This is a genomic window from Colwellia sp. BRX10-4 (genome assembly GCF_014077465.1).
GTDB lineage: Bacteria > Pseudomonadota > Gammaproteobacteria > Enterobacterales > Alteromonadaceae > Colwellia_A.
The window spans coordinates 1-21,767 of record NZ_JACGVZ010000030.1; the positions used below are offsets into that span (position 1 = coordinate 1).

Annotated in this window: 18 protein-coding genes; 1 reads left to right on the forward strand and 17 read right to left on the reverse strand. The window is 36.7% G+C overall.

Going from position 1 to position 21,767, the window contains the following annotated elements; translation table 11 throughout:
- Positions 1–227: 227 nt before the first annotated feature.
- From H4J67_RS17490 to H4J67_RS17500, 3 genes are all read right to left on the reverse strand, one after another.
- Positions 228–629: a hypothetical protein gene (locus H4J67_RS17490; protein ID WP_182204496.1), complete on the reverse strand. Its 402-nt coding sequence runs from the start codon at positions 627–629 to the stop codon at positions 228–230.
- A 112-nt stretch (positions 630–741) separates the two neighbouring features.
- Complete coding sequence (locus tag H4J67_RS17495; protein ID WP_182204498.1) at positions 742–1,074, reverse strand: hypothetical protein; 333 nt, start codon at positions 1,072–1,074, stop codon at positions 742–744.
- Between the two features lie 540 nt (positions 1,075–1,614).
- On the reverse strand, positions 1,615–2,196 hold the full coding sequence (locus H4J67_RS17500; RefSeq protein ID WP_182204499.1) for a hypothetical protein: 582 nt from the start codon (positions 2,194–2,196) through the stop codon (positions 1,615–1,617).
- 1,011 nt (positions 2,197–3,207) lie between these two features.
- On the opposite strand from H4J67_RS17500, the gene H4J67_RS17505 reads away from it, so the two are divergent.
- The gene (locus H4J67_RS17505) at positions 3,208–5,025 is read left to right on the forward strand and encodes a tetratricopeptide repeat-containing diguanylate cyclase (protein ID WP_182204501.1); all 1,818 of its coding nucleotides are present in this window, start codon (positions 3,208–3,210) and stop codon (positions 5,023–5,025) included.
- A gap of 195 nt (positions 5,026–5,220) precedes the next feature.
- Here H4J67_RS17505 and H4J67_RS17510 read toward each other — a convergent pair whose 3' ends face one another.
- The 14 genes from H4J67_RS17510 to H4J67_RS17575 all read right to left on the reverse strand — a co-directional run bounded on the left by H4J67_RS17510 (position 5,221) and on the right by H4J67_RS17575 (position 21,763).
- Positions 5,221–5,739, reverse strand: a complete 519-nt coding sequence (locus tag H4J67_RS17510; protein WP_182169777.1) for a gamma-glutamylcyclotransferase family protein — start codon at positions 5,737–5,739, stop codon at positions 5,221–5,223.
- 370 nt (positions 5,740–6,109) lie between these two features.
- Positions 6,110–6,751, reverse strand: a complete 642-nt coding sequence (locus H4J67_RS17515; protein ID WP_182204502.1) for a hypothetical protein — start codon at positions 6,749–6,751, stop codon at positions 6,110–6,112.
- A 270-nt stretch (positions 6,752–7,021) separates the two neighbouring features.
- Positions 7,022–7,576: a GNAT family N-acetyltransferase gene (locus H4J67_RS17520; protein WP_182169771.1), complete on the reverse strand. Its 555-nt coding sequence runs from the start codon at positions 7,574–7,576 to the stop codon at positions 7,022–7,024.
- 380 nt (positions 7,577–7,956) lie between these two features.
- Complete coding sequence (locus H4J67_RS17525; RefSeq protein ID WP_182204504.1) at positions 7,957–9,282, reverse strand: aspartate aminotransferase family protein; 1,326 nt, start codon at positions 9,280–9,282, stop codon at positions 7,957–7,959.
- 299 nt (positions 9,283–9,581) lie between these two features.
- Positions 9,582–10,286 (reverse strand): TorF family putative porin, encoded by a 705-nt coding sequence (locus H4J67_RS17530; RefSeq protein WP_182204506.1) that lies wholly within the window; start codon positions 10,284–10,286, stop codon positions 9,582–9,584.
- Between the two features lie 44 nt (positions 10,287–10,330).
- Positions 10,331–11,548 carry a BCCT family transporter gene (locus H4J67_RS17535; RefSeq protein ID WP_182204507.1) on the reverse strand — a complete coding sequence of 406 codons (1,218 nt, stop codon included), beginning with the start codon at positions 11,546–11,548 and terminating at the stop codon, positions 10,331–10,333.
- Between the two features lie 203 nt (positions 11,549–11,751).
- Complete coding sequence (gene betA / locus H4J67_RS17540) at positions 11,752–13,392, reverse strand: choline dehydrogenase (RefSeq protein WP_182169759.1); 1,641 nt, start codon at positions 13,390–13,392, stop codon at positions 11,752–11,754.
- Positions 13,393–13,480: 88 nt separating this feature from the next.
- Positions 13,481–14,944 carry a betaine-aldehyde dehydrogenase gene (betB, locus tag H4J67_RS17545; RefSeq protein ID WP_070373599.1) on the reverse strand — a complete coding sequence of 488 codons (1,464 nt, stop codon included), beginning with the start codon at positions 14,942–14,944 and terminating at the stop codon, positions 13,481–13,483.
- On the reverse strand, positions 14,935–15,540 hold the full coding sequence (betI, locus tag H4J67_RS17550; RefSeq protein ID WP_182169753.1) for a transcriptional regulator BetI: 606 nt from the start codon (positions 15,538–15,540) through the stop codon (positions 14,935–14,937). The genes betB and betI overlap by 10 nt, the downstream gene beginning before the upstream one ends.
- A gap of 512 nt (positions 15,541–16,052) precedes the next feature.
- Positions 16,053–17,159 carry a tRNA 2-selenouridine(34) synthase MnmH gene (gene mnmH / locus H4J67_RS17555; RefSeq protein WP_182204509.1) on the reverse strand — a complete coding sequence of 369 codons (1,107 nt, stop codon included), beginning with the start codon at positions 17,157–17,159 and terminating at the stop codon, positions 16,053–16,055.
- A complete protein-coding gene (selD, locus tag H4J67_RS17560) occupies positions 17,159–18,190 on the reverse strand; it encodes a selenide, water dikinase SelD (protein ID WP_182204510.1) in 1,032 nt (343 codons plus the stop codon). Before selD ends, mnmH begins: the two co-directional genes overlap by 1 nt.
- A gap of 260 nt (positions 18,191–18,450) precedes the next feature.
- Positions 18,451–19,677 carry a cyclopropane-fatty-acyl-phospholipid synthase family protein gene (locus H4J67_RS17565; protein ID WP_182169744.1) on the reverse strand — a complete coding sequence of 409 codons (1,227 nt, stop codon included), beginning with the start codon at positions 19,675–19,677 and terminating at the stop codon, positions 18,451–18,453.
- Positions 19,678–19,712: 35 nt separating this feature from the next.
- A complete protein-coding gene (locus H4J67_RS17570) occupies positions 19,713–20,489 on the reverse strand; it encodes a DUF1365 domain-containing protein (RefSeq protein WP_182169741.1) in 777 nt (258 codons plus the stop codon).
- A gap of 2 nt (positions 20,490–20,491) precedes the next feature.
- Positions 20,492–21,763, reverse strand: a complete 1,272-nt coding sequence (locus tag H4J67_RS17575) for an NAD(P)/FAD-dependent oxidoreductase (protein ID WP_182169738.1) — start codon at positions 21,761–21,763, stop codon at positions 20,492–20,494.
- Between the last annotated feature and the right edge of the window lie 4 nt (positions 21,764–21,767).

Consider the following 21,767-nt stretch of genomic DNA (forward strand, 5'->3'; position numbering starts at 1 on the left):
AAGTTAGGGAACTTTAATTTAAAAGTGGCAACACCTAACGATATTATTATAGCGGGCACTAGTACTAGTAAGACTCCTTGCATATTACAATCCTCTCCGTGATTTGATTAGCAGCTAACGCCCCACTAAGAGGCTTTTAATTGTTGGTTAAAATGTGTAGCGAAGCGGAACCTAACCAACTGTTAAAAGTCCTGCTTGAGTGGCTTGTTAGGCTTTTTACTGTGATATTACTCATAAACGTACTTTGGCTTCCCTAGGATGGCCATCTCTTCAGACGCATAAGAAACATCGGTTATTTGTTTACACCACGGAATTTGCCAAAATGGTTTTTCCTGGTGCGTAGCCCTGTTGGCGTAAATTAGGTAAAAGCCACTTTTTGCAATGGAAAAAGGGAATCCCTCATTTGCGTAAACTTTTATCGTTTTAAGCTGCTCACCCTTCCACTGCTGCAACACCTTAAATGTTATATCCCCAACACCTTCGTTATTTAGTTTATGAGACAGTATTTCTGCAACGACGACAACCTGAGCTATATCAGTTTCTTGCTGAATAGTTCTTTCGCAAGGTATACTTGTCGCGAACGAATTCCCCGTCAGCGTTAGCGCTATGAATAGAATAAAGTGCTTCATGTTTGTAAGCCTAACGCCCAATTAATGGGCTAAAAATAGTGGGCTAAAATGGAGCGAAGCGAACAGCCCGCTGTTTTTAGTCCTGTTGAATTGCTTGTTATAAGTTACCTGCTCAAACCACTTTTTCATAATTTATTTTGCGGTCTAGCTTTCCATATTGTAGGTAGCCAAGCAAACAACTAGCACTCCCTACGGAAATTAATAAATACTTAATAATACCTTTAACTTGGTCACCGTAAATTAAGTAATTAATCAGTAGTAATAATACAAATAAAGTTAACCCACCATATATGTACCAATTTGCTTTTTGGGTGATTTCTTTAATTGGTCGATTATTTAGCCTTTGACCGCAATTAGGACATTCAAACTCCGTGAGTTTCCCAACCTGTTCCAGCTTATCTAAATGTAAGTAACCAAATTCGTGATTGCATTCAGGACAATTCATAGCACCAATACTTGAGTAACTTATAACGCCCACTTAAGCGGACAAAAATAGTTGGTTAAAATGTGGAGCGAAGCGGAACCTAACCAACTGTTTTTGTTCCGTTTGAAGTTCTTGTTATGTACCTTTTACTCCATACTTTCCGTGTTTATAAGTATACAGAGCGCAAGGATATGCCAATGCCACAAGGAGTACAAAACTAACAACTTTAAAGCTAATTGCCAATTCAAAACCTAAATTAGATGCGAAATAAATAAGTAAAGGAATTAAAGCGAAGACATATAGTAATGTTGCGAAGAACCCTAAGTATACGAAATAATTTCCGTATAGCCGCACATTGCAATTTTGACATTTAGTCAAAAATGCATTGATTCCATTACACCAGTTAGAAAATGAAATGGCTGTTTGTTTACAACTAGGACATTGCAACTGCCTACTCCTTTAGGTACATAACGCCGTTTTAAGCGGCAAATTGCAGTTGGCTAAAATAAGTGAGGCACGAACAAAGAGCCAACTGTAATTTGTCCGACTTGAAAACCCTTGTTATGTCTCGTTCTTAATAGACTCTACTTGTGTGTTCAATATATCTCGCATCATTAGAAGCGAGAATTTCACACCATCTTTTTCAGAGAGAATATCGCTTAAATATATTTTATTGTCACCATACTCTCTTGGAAAATTGATACTCATATATGTCATTTCTTTCTTCTCAGCTTCCCAAAACCTATACTTTATTTCGGTATGCCCAGCGTATTTTTTGAGAAAACGATCAATGGCTAGCCCTTCTTTTTGCCAATTAACTAAGCCTTTTGTCAACCAAACCTCGTTCCAGTTCTCAAATAAAGGAAAGTGAGCAAAAGTATTTCTAATAAATTTAAACAAGGGGCCACCGATTTCAGATTCCATTGGAGGTCTTTGTTTCTTAATTGCCTCAAGAACAGACTTAAAGGGCTCATAAGCCAACAACTCCGCATAAACTGAAAATAGGTTAATCACTTTACTAAAACGATACCAGTCTTCTTGTTCCCAAAATGAGTCTTCAATTATTTCATCGGCAAGATCATAAAACCTGTTGTAAGCAAGGCTTAAAAAGACCTCTTCTTGTGATGTAGGTCGCAAATCCATGCAGAAAAACTCCTAGAGACATAACAGCTTATTAGACCGAAAAACTAAGCAATAGACAACACTTAGCATTCCTTGTTTATTTACATTTATAATTATCATACTTCACAACATGATAACAACACTAACATTTTATTGTTATTAAATATTTCAAAAGGGGCAACACCGAATCTTTCGGTATTTCGGCAAAAGATAGGAAAACACCATGGGCTGTATAAAAGATCAGTACAAATAATTATTATTTAAAATATAGTGAATAAACTATAAATTTTATGTGGGATTAGGTGGGTAAGTTCAATTTTTTAACTGATAATAATTATCAACTTTCAATGGCGGCATCTAACAGATATCTTTTTGCCATCGTCTATTAAGATTCTCTTTGTTATATGACGTCGCGAATAATGTCATCAAATGCTGCTTTACCCCTCTGGCTTGTTTCAGGCGTTAATACATGATGCCAAAGTGCTTCGCTAATCTCTAACCATGGTTTCTTTTGAGACACCGCTTCTTATCATGTTTCGATTGATGAAAGGGTGCGTTCATACTCGTCACTTTGGTTTACATAAGCAATTGCCGGTTCAAAACTAGGAACCTTAGCCTAGTGTGATTTAAGTCCTGAACTTTAACTACATTAAATAATGAAAAGCCTTATTTTTAGCTCCTTTATTTATGTCTACAATATATAGAATATCTTAAAGTATGTGCATATTTAACTTTGTATAACGCTTGCGATAAAAAATATTTTCATTAAATACCATTATTAGATGATATTAACTCTTATCAGAAACAAGATAATAAGTGGTTTGCTTCCCTCTACTGATGTTTGTTGATGTAATGCGAATATACTTCAACATTGGCATGTGGCTATTCTTATAATTACAAGCCGGGTAACTTATAAACATTAACAACTAGAGTTTTTTTGTTGCAAGAGTATTGAAACGTTTGTCATTGTCGAGTCTTATCTAAGGCCTACTTGGTCCTCTTTCTTTTTTATATGCCGTTTTTTTTAGAACCATGTTAAACTTAAAAAAAATTTTTACGGCTATCATATTGGCTTATCGATGGGTATTTAAAATATTACTTATGGTTGTTTTGTTCCCCTTTTTGGCTTCTGCAGAAAGTGAACACGATGATAATGAGGTAATAAATAACTATTTAAAATTACAAAACCTAATACACCTTCAAGGCGATCAGCATAACGCTTTTATTCCCACCTTGCTCACACAAATTAACAACTCAGACTATACATTTCTCAAACCCGCTGTCTTTGCAAATTTAGCGGTCCTTAATATTAACGCTGGGAACAAGGTTAAGGGACAAGAGTATTTAGCTGATGCTGTTCAAGCATTTAATAACACCTCTTATAATAACTATTCCAACAGTGCTCTTTACAAAATAAGTCGAGCATACTTACTAATCGGTCAATATGCTAAAGCCATTGAGTATACTAATCAGCTAAATACCTATGCTGTTGAGCATAATGGCAAAAAAATGGAAGTTAGATCGCTGCTTAACTTAGGGTTGATTTATGCTGAATTACAATTATATGATTTAGCAGAGATACGGCTTAATAAGTCTTTAGAAAAAGCGTCCTCTCTGGGGGATAATAAGCTCGAACATTTAACCATACTCTATTTATCGGGTGTTAAAATTAACCAACCCGATAGCAATAATCAAGGTATCCTCAAATTAATTAATAGAGCCAAATCTATTTATGAAAGTATTGGTTATTTAGAGCGATTAGAAGGATTAACTTACGCAAGAATGGCAAGAGTTAATAAAGCTGAAGAATTGTTATTACAATCACTTTCATTAGCGGTTAGTAATCAAGATGTTCGGCTTAGGCAAATAACAAATCAAAGTATTGCCTTATTTTATTTTACCCAGAAAAATTTTACTCTAGCTTTAACTCACGTAAAGGAGTCACTTAAAATAGCAATAGAGTTAGGTCATAAAACAGAGGTTTCTGAACTCAACTATTTACTAGCGAAAATTTATAAGAGTTTAAATGATGATAAAAACAGTTTGATACATCTCTTGGCTTATGTTGAATTTAAAAACTCTAATCAAGCTAAAGCTTTTGTCAATATGCTCTACGAAATGGATAAAAATATAGCCATAGATAAAAAATTTGCATCTCTTGAAAATGAAAAACTTTTAAATCAAATAGCTATACAAAAAAGTGAAAAATATAACCAACTCTTTATCTTCATCATAATACTAATAAGTGTTTTATCATTTGTTATGCTATTACTTTGGACAAATAGAAATAAAATGATGCTAGAAAAACTCAGCTATTCAATGCGCGATAACTTAACAGGTTGTTACGTTAGAAATTACTTAGATGATTACTTACTAGGGCTTAAGTCTAGATTTGAGCGACGTGATAGCACTGCCAAAGAGTCTGTCGGCGTAGTTATGGTAGATTGTGATCACTTAAAACCGATTAACGATAACTATGGACACGCCGCGGGTGATGAAGTTTTAAAGGCTATAGCGACGAAACTTTCAAGTCAATTGCGAAGCAGTGACGTTCTCGTTAGATGGGGAGGCGATGAGTTCGTTTTATTGTGCGAAAATATTTCTTTAACAGAGTTAGCTAATTTAAGTGAACGTGTAAATGGGTCGATAGATAAACTTGATATTATTTTTGAGAAAAACAATATCTCAGTAACTGTTTCTTCAGGGTTTGCATTGCATGATATTAACAGCAACTTTAATTTCTATAATCTTTTAAAGTGTGCTGATAATTATTTATATCAGTCAAAAAAACAAGGTAAAAACGCTAAAAATGGCGGTATGTATATACACAATACGGATTATCAAATATAAACACTTTAATATTCACCTAATTACTCAAGGTTTACATATTGTTTGATTTTATATATTAACCACGTCCATGTCCTGAAATGGCGTCACACTTTAACCTCATTTTAATGCTGACTTAAGGCCCTTAACCAATCTAAATCTGATCGCCTTATTGTTTGCTTAAATTCCATTTTATGTCTTTATAAATGGCTAAACTCCTCAAGTACAGTCTTTTTGAATAGTGTGTGGACGATACATTGCCCGTTCCTTTGTTTCTCTCTCTTTATTTGGATCTTCTATACAGACAACAGATTCGATAATAGCGAGGTAATCCAACGGTAGCTTTGTTTCTTTTGCCCCAACAATTACGTGATTTAGATACCAAGTATATGGTTTTAATGAAGGATCTATTCTAATTGCACAATAAATTAGTGCTTCGAACGTTACTCCCTGTTTGTTTTTTACGGATACTATTTTTTCATTATAGCCAGATCCTAAACTTTCAGCTCTATCTAAAATGGGTTTCTCATTTTCATCTATCTCAAAAAGAGCGCCTATGACCACGTCATCACTATTATTCGTATAAAAAGAGTCGCATTTACCTGACCCATCTTTACCACTCATATTAAAACGCAACTGATGATTTTTAAGACTTACTGTGTCAATTTTTTGGGCACTTGGCACCCTTTGCTGAAGCCTTAAAAGGGACATGTTTGAACCATATGCAAAATACTTCATCAAAACTCCTGTGTAATTAATACCTGTTCAACAGGCAAATAATTGTTGGTTAAAAATATAGAACACAAACATTTAACTATTTATTGTTTGAAATTTTATGACATAGGCTTATAGGGTAACAAAAAAACATTAGCTATTACATGGTCATATTGATTAAGTGCTTAAACTTGGGATGGCTTAGCCGTTAGTATAAAGCTTAACTCAAATAAGTGATTTTGATTTTTCATGTAAAAATAAACAGCAGGATAAACTGCCATTCGAAAAGCCATGCCTAACGCCCTTTTATTTAAAGTGTGTTTGATATCCCTATTTAAGTTTGGTGCGAACACCGAATAGGGTATCGGTTAATACCAATACCTCCATTAATCAATTACTCTCTATTTTTAATATAAAGCCTTATCCCAAAAGTGGTTAGGGTTGCTAATAGTAATAAACCTAAAACGCCAAAAACTAAATTTACATTTTTAAATGGCGTCCATTGAAGGTAATGAATTTTATAAAGTCTGTTGATTAACTTAGTATCATCGCCCTTCTGGCTTAATCTTAAGCTTACCCAATCAAGATTTATTTCAACACCTGTGCTAGTTTTTGCATTTGTTCCATCAATAGAAATAATGTCGCCATAACGCTCTTTATTATCTGAAAGCGCATCATCAATAAGGCGTTTATATTCTACCTTAGTTGGCAACCCTTTAACTTGAAGCGTAACAGGGTCTAAATGTTTTGTTTTTCCTTGCGATTTAACCAATAAATGATGACCTAAAATAGTTTTGATGAGTTTAACTTCACTCCAATTTTTTTTTGGATCAACTAATAACTGTGTTTCTAGGGGATAAGTTTTTAATGATAATTGTTCATAAGCCCCTTTGTAGCCAGGTTTTATAAAAAATATGACCCCGGTAATTGTCCAACCAAACATTGGTAATATGAGGATTAAACCTATAAGTCTATGTGTTTTTCTACTTGTCATTTTTATTTTTCTTATTGTTGGAGACTGAAATATTAATTGCATAATAACAGCAATAACCCGCTCATTAGTAAAATGTAATGAGATGGAGTCAAGCGCTACAATTAATGAATGCTACTTATTAGTAGGTTTGTTATGTATAGGTTTAATAAGTGGCTATAAAAAACTCAACAGTAACAGTAAACCTTTAATTGCAGCTGCAAAGAAAAGGTACTGACCAAAAGTGGCGTTATCTTGCTGTATTTCTCGATGTTACTTTTTTAATCTAGCAAGTTCAGCCTCATTGAGACTGACTATTTTGATACGCGGTTGGTATTATTCATTAATGGTTATTATTTTAGGTCGGTAAAGTGAGCCCAAAATGCCCCCAAAGAGATTTTTATAGATCGCTTCTATCTCTTCTTTGGATATATTACCACCATGTATTAGCATTTCAAGTACCTCACCTGGCTCTTTAACAAGGTAACCAGAAGAACTAAAGCCATTATTTAAATAGAATGCTTTTCGTTTTACTCGTTGTGAATAATTTTGTTGTTGTACTTGAAGTTCTTCAATATTTAATACGACTCTGTTTTCATGCTTCTCTTTCAATGCGTCTAATACCTTACTCCCATAACCAGACGAACGCTGATCCTCGGCTATTGCAAAGAAATGAACAAAGAGAATATCTTTATACTCAGTAAGATAGATTAATCCAATCCAGTTATTATTTTCATAAAGAACGCTAAAGCCGTCCTTCCCTTTTCTCAATATAAAGCCAAGTAGCCAAGAAGGAACATGCCTTACTGTCGTAAAAGCCTCTTTATAAAGCTCAATAACATTTCTATAGTTAACGTCATATTTAGAAAGTGGGCTGAATTTTATGCTCATAGTATTACTCATATCCTTTGAATCTATTGATTAACAGTCAGGACTTTTGAACCTATGCCCTATATGCTTTTAAAGTGCTTGTACTTTTATTCACATCGTTAGATATTTAACCACTCCATGGCTAAATCAATATAAGTACACATAAAAAAAGTAACGCGTTACCCTTAAAGTATTGATATAGTTGTTAATTATAAAATCACTTTATAAAAAGCATAACATTTAAGGTTAACATTTATTTTAGGTTTTACTGCTTAATATGGCATAAAGCAATGAAAATTTAGTCCATTTATCGCTAATTGACGTCGAATCAATAGCGATAAATTTCACTTCTAGCCTACCTAAATAATAAGTTAGGTCTACAAATTGAAAAAAACTTCTAGTTACTGCGCGTTAATCGCAGCGCTCATTGATTGCTCAGCAACTTGCTCTAACCACTTAAGATCGACAGTTTGGTGGGCTTCACAAATAAACCAAGGTTCACGTGAGTCAGGCTCTAACATAACGCCATTGTCGATTAAGTTAAGCGCGAATTGCGTATAAAGATCACTGTTAGTTTTTTTCCAATCACGATAATTTTGTGGCACTTCACTACCAAAATGTACGCCAAACATTGCATCGGGTCCTGCAAAACAATGTTCAATATCAAATTTTGTAAACACTCTTGAGAGTAACGCTTGAATTTTTTGACCTACTATCGCAATCGTTTCAAGTGCATCGGTTTCTTTAAGCACGGTTAATGTCGCTTTTGCTGCGCTCAGTGCCACCATATTAGCAGTATAAGTGCCGCCGTGAGTTACCCCGTCTTTTGCAAATGATATAGCATCCATAACATTAGCTTTACCACCAAAAGCAGCAATTGGGTAACCGTTGCCCATAGCTTTTGCATACGTAGTTAAATCAGCATAGATACCATATAAGGCTTGTGCTCCGCCCTTGGCAACACGAAAACCCGTTTTGACTTCGTCCATAATGAGCAAAGAGCCATTCGTATCACAAACGTCACGCAACTTTTGCATATAGGCTTGCGTTGAGGCAATCGAGCCACAGTTACCCATAATAGGTTCAATCAATATAGCCGCAATATCATGACCATATTCAGCGAAAACAGTATCGATAGCTTTAAAATCGTTAAGCGGTACACTTACTTGATGTTCACGCGTACTTTGTGGGATACCTGCGCCAAAAGGTATAATTTCAGGCGCGTTTTCATCAGTGATTTCCCAGTTATCAACATCAGATTTCCACATCACTTCATCATGCAGGCCATGAAAGCCACCTTCAACCACGACTATTTTATTACGTTTTGTAAATCCACGAGCGGTGCGCACTGCGCCAATAACCGCTTCGGTACCTGAATTAGCAAAGCGCATTTTATCGATATTAGGGCAAAGTGATTTCACCAATTCAACCACATCAGAATCAAGACCGGTAGAGAAACCCGAAATGGTGCCAACGCTAGTAATCGCGTTAATCACTTCATTGTCTACGCGTTCGTCACGATAGCCGAGAATAATTGGGCCATAGGCTAAACGAAAATCAACAAACGTTTGTTGATCACAATCGGTAATGGTACAGCCTTTCATGCTGCTTAAAAATACGGTGTTTTCTTCACCCCAATAACGGTAGCTGTCTGCAACCCCTAACGGCATATTTTCGTGGGCTCTTTTTAGCATAGCATTGCTTTGGGGCTTAAGTGGTTTAGTCATGATCGCTCTTTATATCACTGAATGTTTTAAACATTAATTAACGTAAATTTTATCGGGTGATAATACAGGGATAGCGCAATTTCAGGAAGAGTAAATCTTTTAATTAGTCAGGTATTCGTCTTTTAAAGGGGTAAATTAGCTAATAAAGTCATGGTCATTGGGTATAACCAAGCCTAAAAATTACAGTGGCTGTTTATCCATGACACTAAAAAAAGCCTCAGTGATAACCACTGAGGCTTAGATAATAAGTCGATAGCTCGTTGAACTACCTACAATAAACGTTACTTAATCCAATACAATTATAAGCTGAAGGTATGAGATACAGATAACACGACACGGGTATCAGCCAAATCAATGTTCATATTTGTATCTTCAAGAGCAAGATCAACATCAAAGCCGTTCCAATGGGTCATATATTCAACACGATAATGGTTGTAAGCATCTTTGGCGTTCCACGACCATTTATCTTTATTCGCTGACATTGAACGATCAAAACTTACCTTGATATTATGACCCGGTTTAACTTCAAACGTATGAGCAACCATAGCAATATAATGATTAACATCAAGACCAAAATAATCCCAGCTATACCAAAAGTTTACTTCACTGTTACCCATTGATGAACTGTAGCCAAATTTTGCATAAGCTTCAGGGTAGTTGTATGTATCTGACACGTTATCGCCGTGGTAAGTATAGTAAGCAATACCTGCATCTAGCCCTATTTTTTCGTTAAGTTGAAAATATTGACCAACATAGGCATCCCACTCAATGTTAGTGTCTTCAAAGCGACCAAAGTCAACGTTTGACGCCCAAGTTCCAGCATAAAAGCCGCTATTATCTGCATAATCTAAACTCGCTTGTAATGCTGGATCGTTGCCTGTTTGGCTAACACCGTTAAAGGTATAATCAGAGGCTATGTTAACCGTTGCAGACACATCAGCTAGTGCGCTAGAAGATAATGTTAATAGACAACTTGTGGCTATAGCTATAATACTTTTATTCATTTATTTTCTCTTTTATTTAGTATTTAAATGCAAAATGGTCGGTGCTATTCGACTAATTCGATTTTAGTATAATCAATTTTATTTTCTTTCGGTGAACGCTCAATTTCGCTAACAACTTTAAACTTGTTAAATAGGATATAACCAAAGCAAGTAAAAAAGAGTCCAATAACGACTGCGCCAACCCATTGGATTTGCAAGAAATCTAATTTAAATAGCAGGGTAAGTAAACTAAGAGCAATTAAATTACCAAAGAAATATTTAACTCTGCCCAACCTTGCAACACTCAAGTTCAAATTATCAGTATAGAGACGGATCAATGAATCAAGTGAGTTAATAACGAAGGTTATGCCAACAAATGCCATCGCGATATTATAGAAACCAGCGGTCTCTAGCCCGTTTGCACTGTAGTAATACAGTACTGAGAACCATATGGCGATTGGAATAGAAGGAAAAATCAACATCGCTGCCAATACTTGATAAGTACGAAGACCTCCAACAAACCGCGAAGTAAATTGACCAATCATAATGCTCCAAGCAAACCACCAATAAAGGTAAAATTCATGGTAATCATTAAGGGGCAAAGCAAATTTGTGGATATTACCAAAGTAGCCACCAATCATTGCGATAGTGTTGGCAAACTCTCCAATACTTGAAGTTTCTGAAAGAAAAGCTCCCCCCCACATTAGACCAATCAATGCTAAAAATAACCAAGTAGTGGCCAAACTTAATATTTTTACGTAGCGAATATTAGTACTTGAATAAACCGCTGCAGCAATGACTAAAAATACAATTAAATAGAAGCTACTAACAATAGATTCACCATCGCCAAGTTCAGGTATATACCAAGGTAAATTGGTTAATAATAAATAGGCAGTAAAAGCACAGGTACCAATAATAACTACGTTATTTACCAGTTTAACCAGTGGGATTTCAAAAAAACGAACACGAGGTTCAATCACACAAAAATAGAAACAAGTTAGAAAGTAAAATCCCCAGATAAGAAATGCCCAATAGCCAAACTCTATGGCCAACGGGTTCGTAAATCCATATTCGGGGTTGGTTGCTAAATCAGCATATCCGGCAAATTCGGTTAACGGAAACATGATCAAGCCAACATCTAGACCAGAGGTAAACAAAATAGCAATAAAGGTAAATGTTTTAACCGGTGTTACACCGACACAGCGAATATTGCCCCACCGATATAATACAAAGGCGATGGCGGTAAAGGTAAATAACAGCCCAGCTGTTAACCATGTAGTCATAGTTCACTCCTGAGTAAGGTATTAATTAATATAAACAAGTAGTACTCCTCTTTGAGGTTTATAAAAGTACACGGCAACTTTAAACTGAAGATTTCAATTGTCGCCATCATGAAAATATCTTGATGGCGAAAATTAAGATCTAACCGCGTACTGACGATTAACGTTAGTTAATTTTTAGATTTTTCTTTAGTGCGCAGTTGCTATTAATTTTGCACTAAGCTAACAGGGGCGTTTGATGGCGATAAAACTTCTCGGCCACGAATAATATCGGCGGCACGTTCGGCGACCATTATGGTTGGTGCATTTAAATTACCGTTAGGAATAGTTGGAAATATTGACGAATCAACAACCCTTAACCCTTCAATACCATGTACTCTGGTTTGGGGATCTACAACTGACAATGCATCTGTACCCATTTTGCATGAACATGATGGATGATAAGCACTTTCAACAAATTGACGAACAAAAGTGTCAATTTCGTCATCACTTTGAATACCAATGCCTGGCTGTATTTCTTCACCTCGATATTTATCTAATGCGCTCTGATTAATAATGTCTCGGGTTAGGCGAACACAGGCACGAAAACCTTCGCGGTCTTCTTCGTGTTCAAGGTAATTAAAGCGTATTTGCGGGTGTGCTTTAGGATCACTCGACAAAGCTTTAATAAAACCTCTACTTTTCGGTTTATTATGGCCAACATGCACTTGAAAACCATGACCTGCAAAGGCCTCTTTGCCGTCATAACGCATCGCAGCAGGTAAAAAGTGATATTGTATATCTGGCCATTCTACGCTTGGTTTAGAGCGAATAAATCCACAAGATTCAAAGTGATTAGTTGAACCTAATCCTTTCTTTGTTAAGATCCAACGAACACCAATCTGCAATTTACTCCACCAATCTAATTTGCCATTTAAGGTGATCGGCTGCTTACATTTAAATTGGAAGTAAAACTCAAGATGATCTTGCAAGTTTTCACCAACGCCAGGTAAGTCATGTATCAATTCAATACCGGCATCTTCAAGGACAGCTTTAGGACCAATACCTGATAGTTGCAGTATATGTGGCGAGCCAACAGGACCTGCTGATAAAACAACATCTTTATTAGCTACAACGTCAACTATTTTTCCGTTGCGTTCATAACGTACGCCAACTGCTTTTTTGCCATTAAGTAATACTTTATGTACTAAAGCATGAGTTATCACGGTTAAATTTGCACGTGCCATTGCTGGTCGTAAATAGGCATTAGCAGTTGAACTGCGCACTCCCTTTTTTACCGTCATGTGCATTGGCCCAAAGCCTTCTTGCTGAGTACCATTATAGTCACTAGTTGCACTATATCCGGCCTCAACACCTGCATCAACAAAGGCCTTATATAATGGGTTTTTCATTTGGTTGCCATTATTAACGCCGAGTGGTCCAGTTTTTCCACGATATTCATCACCGGCAAATGCCCATGTTTCTGCTTTTTTGAAATACGGTAAACAATGAGCGTAATCCCAGTTTTGGGCGCCGTTGTCTTGCCATTCATCAAAATCACGTGCGTGTCCACGAACATATACCATGCCATTGATTGAAGACGAGCCCCCTAATACTTTACCACGAGGGCAATGCATACGTCGGCCATCAAGATTAGGCTCTGGCTCTGTTTCAAACTGCCATGCATATTTCTTGGTATTCATCGGAATAGATAAAGCAGTAGGCATTTGAATAAAAATGCTTTTGTCACTGCCACCAGTCTCAAGTAACAAGACTTTACTCTTGCTGTCTTCACTTAAACGGTTCGCTAATACACAACCAGCAGAGCCGGCACCGACTATAATGTAATCATAATTATCACTGTTCATTTAACACTCAACTTTATTACTTTGGTTGCCAACATTTAATTTTGGCAACTATTCAAGGCTTAAGGACGCTAACTAAGCTTTAACTTTATTAAAACGGGCTGTCTAATGGCTGTAACCCAACATACACCGCTTTTATTTGCGTGTAATAATCGAGTGTTAGCAGACCATTTTCACGACCAACACCAGATTGCTTATAACCGCCAACAGGCATTTGGGCTGGAGAAGCACCAAAACTATTTATCCAACAAATTCCTGCCTCCATCTGATGGGTCACTCGGTGAGCACGAGTAATATCTTGTGTAAACACACCTGCGGCTAAACCAAAGTCAGTCGCATTTGCGCGTTTTATTACCTCGTCTTCGTCATCGAATGTTAATACAGACATCACTGGCCCAAAAATCTCTTCGCGGCAAATAGTCATTTGATCAGTACAGTCGGTAAAAATAGTAGGAGCGACAAAATAACCACCCGGTGCATTGTCTGGCTGAAGGGTTTTCCCGCCATGTAATAAGGTTGCCCCTTCACTAACGCCAAGCTTGATGTATTTCATCACTAAATTTAAATGCTTTAAAGAAATCAGTGCACCAAAATTAGTCTCTTCTACCATAGGGTCACCGGCAATTATATTTTGGCTAGTGCGCTGAAGTAACTTTTCAATAAAAACGGGATAAATAGATTTTTGAACGAATACGCGTGTGCCATTGGTACAAACTTCGCCTTGAGTATAAAAATTACCTAACATCGCTGCAGAAACCGCATTATCGACATCAGCATCATCAAAAATAATTAATGGCGACTTACCACCAAGCTCCATGGTGACATCTTTAAGCGTAGTAGCGGCTGCTGCCATCACTTTTTTACCGGTACCGACTTCTCCGGTAAAAGACACTTTGGCAATTTCTGTATGATGAGACAACCATGCACCTACCTCACCTGCCCCTTGAACGACATTAAATACGCCATTAGGAATACCTGCTTCTGTAAATATCTCTGCAAGTTTTAAAGCGCCTAAAGGTGTTTCTTCTGAAGGTTTAAAAATCATTGAATTACCACAGGCAAGCGCTGGTGCTGCTTTCCAACAAGCTATCTGTAGTGGGTAATTCCAAGCACCGATACCTGCGCAAATACCTAATGGCTCGCGACGTGTGTAATAAAAATCGCCATCTACCGACTGTTGATTACCTTCAACACCTGGTGCTAACCCAGCAAAGAATTCAATCGAATCTGCACCTGATGCTACATCAACGACTGAGGCTTCTTGCCATGGTTTACCTGTATCAAGTACTTCTACTTTAGCCAACTCATCGTTACGTTCTCGTAATAAGGCAACCGCTTTAAGTAAAATACGACTTCGTTCAATAGCGCTCATTGCAGACCAAGTGGCAAATCCACGTTGCGAGCTTGCAATTGCCTGCTGTTTAATTTTTTCGTCAGCAACTTCCACTTTGTAGATAACTTTCCCTGTTGCTGGGTTAATAACTTCAAATGTTTCGCCACTATCATTTGCCATGTAGGCACCATCGATAAAATTTTTATAACATACTAATGACAAGATACTTCTCCATACTGCTTAAGCAGATCGACTATAAATTTTTTACAAAATTGCTCGGCTTGCCTGAACTCTTCTTCAGGGCTTGGGCTTAAAGCACTACGTAACCAAAAACCGTCTATCATAGCTGCTGCCTGCTTAGTGGCGATGAGTGCTAAGTCGTCATTTAATAACTGACGAAAAGAAAAAAGTAGATTGCTGTGCAAGCGTTTGCTGTTGATATTTTGTAGCCTTGCCAATCCTGGTTCATGCATTGATTGCGCCCAGAAACTAAGCCAAGTTTTTGTTGCGGGTTTAGAACGTTGTAATTGAGTGAAATTAGCCTCAATAATCATCATAAGTCGATCGGCTGCCTCAAGATGTTGACCTCTAACACGTTCGAGTAGCGCTAACTTCAATTGTTCAAGCAAGTGTTTAACGGTTGCTTCTACTAATTGTTGCTTGCCACCAAAATAATGACTAATAATACCTGACGATAAGCCAGCGATCCGACTGATCGTTATTATTGTGGTGTTTTGTAAACCAAATTGTGCGACTGAATCTAAGGTAGCATCAATTAACTGTTGTTTACGCAAAGGCTTCATTCCAATTTTAGGCATAGATTTCTCGAATATTATTTTTAATTGAACGTTCAATTAATTATAATTCTAACGGTTCTGAATGAAATTATCAAGTTACTGTTATTGTTCTAAAATGAAGGTGATTCTATAAAATCATTTTAAATCAATATAGTAAGTTACATATATGAGTATAAATATACTTTAAAACTTATAATAATGGTTAGTATACGAACTATATTTCAGGTTATAAATTGATGAGCGAGTGTAAATAAACCGCTGTTTTTTAATCAGCGCTAATAAATAGGGATAGATTAATTGGCTGTTTTTAATGAAATTTTAAAAATTTAACGCGAGAGTACTTGAATTTTCGCTGGGCCTTAGGCCGATCGACTGTTAACGAATATCATCAGTGATCGTACTTTAGGTGACTTACTCGTTTAAGCTAAGGAGAATGCCGCAATATGACGCTAATATAGAACGCTTAATTCAAAGCATTTGTTATTAGCGTCATGCATTACGGCTGTAGAAATTATTAATCTAGATTGAGTGTGTTACTTACCCTCTAGATAGGATAAACATTGGGCATTGTTACCACGAAAGATCACCCTTTCGGCCTTGAGACCTAACTGGTATTGATACATAGGATCATAGTATTCTTCAAGTAATGGCTTTAACCAATCTAAATGATAGTGCGTTAGACCTTTTTGCTGTTCAGTGAATGCCTTAGTTTGAAGTATCTGTAGTTGTGCATATCGTTCTGTACCTAAGCGTTTACGTACTTTAAATAAGCCGTGTGCTAAATATTCACTAAAGGCAATAAAACCTTGCTCTACGCCATAAGCTGTTTGATATTGCGCCGTCATCTTTATAATGTATTCTTGGAATATATGTTCAATACGGTAATCCAAACTTTCTTCAATGACTACAATTGGCGCTAATGTCATTGCTTGTCGCAAACTTTCAGGTAAATGTACGCTACCAATTAATCGCCCTTCATCCTCTAAGATCAGCGGTTTATCTAAACTATAATTACCGGTAATGTATAATTCAGCCAATTTATTTTCAAAGTCTATCTGGCTGGGTTGTGCGGTAACAAAACCACCAAAACTTGAACCGCGATGACCTGCAACCCCCTCTAAATCAAGACTATTTCTACAATGAGCAAGAAAAGGCGTTTTACCACTGCCGGTATTACCAGCTAAGATAGTTAATGGATGTAGAGCAAGTTGCTCTAGCTCGTTGAGTAAAAATTGACGAAGTGCTTTGTAACCTCCGATAAGCAAAGGATAATTAATACCTGATTCTTTTAACCAACGCTGCACCGTTTGAGAGCGTAAACCGCCACGAAAACAATATAAATAGCCTTGCGGGTTTTGCTGAACAAAATTTTGCCATTGTGCCAAGCGATTATCTTTACTTTGTCCACTAACGAGTTCATTACCCAGGTTAATGGCGGCCGCTTGCCCCTTTTTTTTGTAGCAGAGCCCGACTTCCGCCCGTTCATCATTATTCATTAGCGGAAAGTTAACAGACTGGTTAAAAGCGCCTTTTTCAAATTCAATCGGTGCGCGAACATCCATCAAAGGAATTTTATTGCGAATAATAGTGCGAAAGTCGCTACTGTCTAGTCGCTCTGTGGCAGCGGTGTTTATAGTCATTACAACAAACTCACTGTAGGCGAAGTTGCCGCCACTAGTTCACCAATAGGTTGAAGATTCAAACCATTTTCTTGGCATAAAGCTTCAAAGGCTAACTTACCTGATGGCTGAACAGCAACCAATAAACCACCGCTAGTTTGTGGATCACATAAAAGTGTTTTTTGTTTAGGAGTTAACGGGCCAACATGTTCCCCATAACTGGTAAAATTACGTTCACAGCCACCCGGTATACAGCCTTGGTCAATATAGTCATTAACAAAGTCAATGCAGGGTATTTGCTTAAAATCGATAATAGCAGCAACATTGCTACCCTGACACATTTCTAAAAGATGTCCTAGAAGTGCGAAACCAGTGACATCTGTCATTGCCGTGACAGTTTCTTGAGCTGCAAATTTTTGACCGATAATGTTTAAAGCTTTCATTTCTTGTGGCGCTAGGTGTGCATGTTCAGCTAATAATTTACCTTGCTTTTCAGCGGTAGTCATAATGCCAATACCTAACGGTTTAGTGAGATACAATAGATCGCCAACACCTGCGGTGTTATTACGTTTTATCTGCTCATTATTGATTAAACCGGTTACAGCTAAACCAAAGATGGGCTCAGGTGCATCAATAGAATGTCCACCTGCTAAGGGGATCCCTGCTTCAGCACAAATAGCTCTAGCGCCATCGAGTACTTGTTGAGCAATTTCAGGGGCTAAAATATTGACTGGCCAACCTAAAATAGCAATTGCCATTATCGGCTTACCACCCATAGCATAAATATCACTGATGGCATTACACGCTGCGATTTTACCAAAATCAGTGGGATCATCAACAATCGGCATAAAGAAATCTGTGGTTGAAATGACGCCTTGGCCATTGCCTATATCAAAAACAGCTGCATCATCTTTAGTGCTATTACCCACCAATAGTTCTTTATGTTCAGGCAATACCAGTGAAGATTTAAGCATTACATCGAGTACTGATGGAGAGATTTTGCAGCCACAACCGGCGCCGTGTGAGTATTGGGTCAAGCGAATTGGTGTCATAAGGATTCAATAAAGTAAAAGCAATAAGCTAACTTACAGTAATAATGGCATTGTTACACCTGTGTATTACGATATAGCTGTTGATGTGAAGATAAATATAGAAATTACGTTTAAAATTTGACCAGTTTGGCCATGTTATAACAACAAAATAGGCATTATTACCTATTTTGTTTAATAGATTACTTATTAGCTAAGTTGCCTTCACTTTACTTAATTCATTCAATTAAGTTTAAGAAACAAGGCAAGCTTATAACACTATATTATTTACGCGCAACGATATGTACAGCACTCGTTGAACGCTCTAAAAATGCGCCTTCACAGTAAGCAAAGTAATATAACCATAGACGTTTAAATGTTTCATCATAACCAAACTGAGTAAGATCAGACCAAGAAACTAAAAACTTCTCACGCCAATGCGCTAGAGTTTGCGCATAATCTAGACCAATATCATCAAGCTGTTCAACAACAAGGCTACTATGTTTGGTAATATTATCTGAGAGTACATTTACCGAAGGTAAAAAACCTCCTGGGAAAATGTAACGCTGAATAAAGTCTACGTTACTTCTATAGTAATCAAAACGTTGGTCGACGATAGTGATTGACTGTATAAGTAATTTACCACCATTTTTCAATAAATCATTACATTGTTTAAAGAAGCTAGGTAAAAATTCATAACCAACGGCTTCAATCATCTCGATTGAAACGACTTTATCAAATGACCCTGTTAAATCGCGATAATCTTGTTTGAGTAAAGTGATCTTATCTTGCAACCCTAACTTCTCAATACGCGACTGGGCATAATTAAATTGTGCGTCAGAAATAGTTGTTGTCGTTACTTTACAGCCATAATTTTGTGCTGCATAGATAGCTAAACCGCCCCAACCTGTTCCTATTTCTAGTAAATGATCACTCTCGCACAAAGATAAACGCTGACAAATCGTTTCAAGTTTATGAAGTTGTGCTTCGTCTAATGTGGCATTTTTTGTTGGATAAATTGCAGAGGAATACATCATTTCTGGGTCAAGAAAACGCGTATATAATTCATTACCTAGGTCATAGTGAGCAAGAATATTTTTCTTTGAACCCGATTGAGTATTTCTATTTTGCCAATGCGTTATACTGTTCTTAAACTTATTTAACCATGACTTTTTCGACTCAAGGCTATCAGTTTCTTGTTGTGCTTTAGCAAAAATTCTTATGACATTAGTAAGGTTAGGACTGCTCCATTTTCCATCGATATAGGCTTCTGATACACCGATACTGCCTCCTTTAACAAAATCACGGTAAACACTTATATCATGTATATTAATCTTTCCTTTGAGCGGTGAACTTCCTGGTGTTTCAGGGAAAATGTTATGCTCTGTTCCTTCTACGACTTCTAATTCGCCATATGATAACTTCGAAAAGACAGAATGAACCATGTCACGACAACGCTTATCTATCCAATTGGCGGTCTGCAAAGTTCTAACACCTTCAATTTGTTCCATTTGGTACTCCTTAATCTTATTTTACAATTTATATATTAATTTGATTTTTGATAGCCAATAAAGGGTATCCGCTTAACGAACAATCTTACGGCTTGCCAGTAGATGCCCCAAACAACTTTTACTGTCATCACAGGAAGCTGGCACCAGATTGCCAATAAACTTTTCTTAGTGAATGGCTTTTTTTTCATAACAAGACTGGCGTCGAATAATTTACTTACTTCACCCGTCTCTTCATTAATTGTTTTGTTTTCAATTTTAACCAGTAACTTATCGTGTTCATATGACGGCGGCTTTACATGCCAAAAATATGTCATTGCCATATCCATAAAGGGTGAAACCTGAAATACTTTTTTACTGGTGTTAGCTGTTTTTGTATTGAGTAAATTCACTAAATAAAAATGTCTTTCATTCCAAGGAGTATTGCTAACCTCTGCTAACATTTGAGTACATTCATTTTTTTTGTTGTAACAAAAGTAAAAATTAGCCGGGCTAAAATATATGCCAAAACATCGAACTTGTACCAACATGACAATTCTAGCTATCTCATTATGACCATCTGATACAACGACTTTTTGTTTTATACGCTCTTTAAGAGAGGATAGTTCACCCTTGACATAATCTTTTTCAACAAAGCGTAAAGGATGAAACCACGAAAAACCAAAAATCCCCATACTGTTATTATTATTTTTTACATCATCAACGTCTATTGCAAGCATATACAAGGAGTAATCAAAACTATGCGCCTTAGGACTAAAGCGACGGTGAATTATATTACCTTGATAAATATTGCTTTTGTTGAATAGTTCAGACATTTTTAGCCTTTAACAGTAGCTGCTATATAACATTCAAATTTATTAGCCACTTCTACAGCACTTCTAACACCATCTTCATGAAAGCCATTATGCCAGTAAGCTCCGGCAAAGTGCGTATGATTGACACCACAAATGAGTGATCTACTTTTTTGAGCGCTGATTGAATCAGCAGAAAAAATAGGATGGTGGTAGGTAAATTCTCTTAATATTTTTTTCGGGTCAATATCTTCTTTCTGGTTTAATGTCACACAAAAGGTATGCTGACTTTCTATGCCTTGCAAAATATTCATATTGTAAGTAACGCTTGCTGCCTTAGAACGATCTTGACTAAGCTGGTAATTCCAACTTGCCCACGCTTTCTCGCGATCAGGTAAAAGTGTTTTGTCGGTATGTAAAATCACGGAATTGGCACTGTAAGGCATAGCAGATAGGATGCTACTTTCATTATCAGTTGCATCGTTTAACAAGGCAAGAGCTTCATCTGAATGGCAGGCAATAACAACTTCATCGAAGGTCTCACTAGCGCGATCATTAAAGTGCAAGTGAACTTTGTCGTTGCTACGTGTAATCCCTGAAATATCAGCATTAAGTATTATATTATCTTTAAATGGCATACATAATGGCGTTAAGTAACTTCTAGACCCTTTAGGAATAACGTACCACTGTGGCCTGTCAGCGATATTAAGTAAACCATGATTATGGAAGAATTGTACAAAAAACTTAAACTCAACATCTTCCATTTGCGCTAATGAACTTGACCAAATCGCAGCAGCCATAGGTAAAATATAATGCTCAGCAAAAAAGGCACTGAAATTATTATCTGTTAAAAATTTACCTAATGTTAACCCTACCTGATAATTATTGTACTGATAAATACTTTTACAAAGTTTATTGAAGCGTAATATTTCTTTAACCAGAAACCAAAATTTTGGATTAAATATATTTCTTCTTTGTGCAAATAAAGTATCTAAGTTGTGACCGTTGTATTCCAGACCTGTTTGACAGTTATGAACAGAAAAACTCATCTCAGTTGCTTGCTTACCGATACCAATCTCTGACAATAAAGCCAAGTAATTAGGATAAGTTTTATTATTAAAAACAATAAAACCGGTATCTATAGCAAAAGTTTCATTCGCAATTTCAACGTCTACTGTAGCGGTATGGCCACCAATTTTGTCATTTTTTTCAAAGACAGTTACCTTGTGCTTTTTTGAGAGTAAATAAGCCGCGGTTAAACCAGAGATACCAGAGCCAATAATAGCAATGTGCTTCATGCTT

Coding starts and splice junctions, on each gene's coding strand:
- H4J67_RS17530 (WP_182204506.1), bottom strand. CDS start 10,286: ATGAATAAAAGTATTATAGCTATAGCCACAAGTTGTCTATTAACATTA.
- betI (WP_182169753.1), bottom strand. CDS start 15,540: ATGCCTAAAATTGGAATGAAGCCTTTGCGTAAACAACAGTTAATTGAT.
- H4J67_RS17535 (WP_182204507.1), bottom strand. CDS start 11,548: ATGACTACATGGTTAACAGCTGGGCTGTTATTTACCTTTACCGCCATC.
- H4J67_RS17505 (WP_182204501.1), top strand. CDS start 3,208: ATGTTAAACTTAAAAAAAATTTTTACGGCTATCATATTGGCTTATCGA.
- H4J67_RS17525 (WP_182204504.1), bottom strand. CDS start 9,282: ATGACTAAACCACTTAAGCCCCAAAGCAATGCTATGCTAAAAAGAGCC.
- H4J67_RS17495 (WP_182204498.1), bottom strand. CDS start 1,074: ATGAATTGTCCTGAATGCAATCACGAATTTGGTTACTTACATTTAGAT.
- H4J67_RS17520 (WP_182169771.1), bottom strand. CDS start 7,576: ATGAGCATAAAATTCAGCCCACTTTCTAAATATGACGTTAACTATAGA.
- betA (WP_182169759.1), bottom strand. CDS start 13,392: ATGAACAGTGATAATTATGATTACATTATAGTCGGTGCCGGCTCTGCT.
- H4J67_RS17500 (WP_182204499.1), bottom strand. CDS start 2,196: ATGGATTTGCGACCTACATCACAAGAAGAGGTCTTTTTAAGCCTTGCT.
- selD (WP_182204510.1), bottom strand. CDS start 18,190: ATGACACCAATTCGCTTGACCCAATACTCACACGGCGCCGGTTGTGGC.
- mnmH (WP_182204509.1), bottom strand. CDS start 17,159: ATGACTATAAACACCGCTGCCACAGAGCGACTAGACAGTAGCGACTTT.
- H4J67_RS17490 (WP_182204496.1), bottom strand. CDS start 629: ATGAAGCACTTTATTCTATTCATAGCGCTAACGCTGACGGGGAATTCG.
- H4J67_RS17575 (WP_182169738.1), bottom strand. CDS start 21,763: ATGAAGCACATTGCTATTATTGGCTCTGGTATCTCTGGTTTAACCGCG.
- H4J67_RS17510 (WP_182169777.1), bottom strand. CDS start 5,739: ATGAAGTATTTTGCATATGGTTCAAACATGTCCCTTTTAAGGCTTCAG.
- H4J67_RS17565 (WP_182169744.1), bottom strand. CDS start 19,677: ATGGAACAAATTGAAGGTGTTAGAACTTTGCAGACCGCCAATTGGATA.
- H4J67_RS17570 (WP_182169741.1), bottom strand. CDS start 20,489: ATGTCTGAACTATTCAACAAAAGCAATATTTATCAAGGTAATATAATT.
- H4J67_RS17515 (WP_182204502.1), bottom strand. CDS start 6,751: ATGCAATTAATATTTCAGTCTCCAACAATAAGAAAAATAAAAATGACA.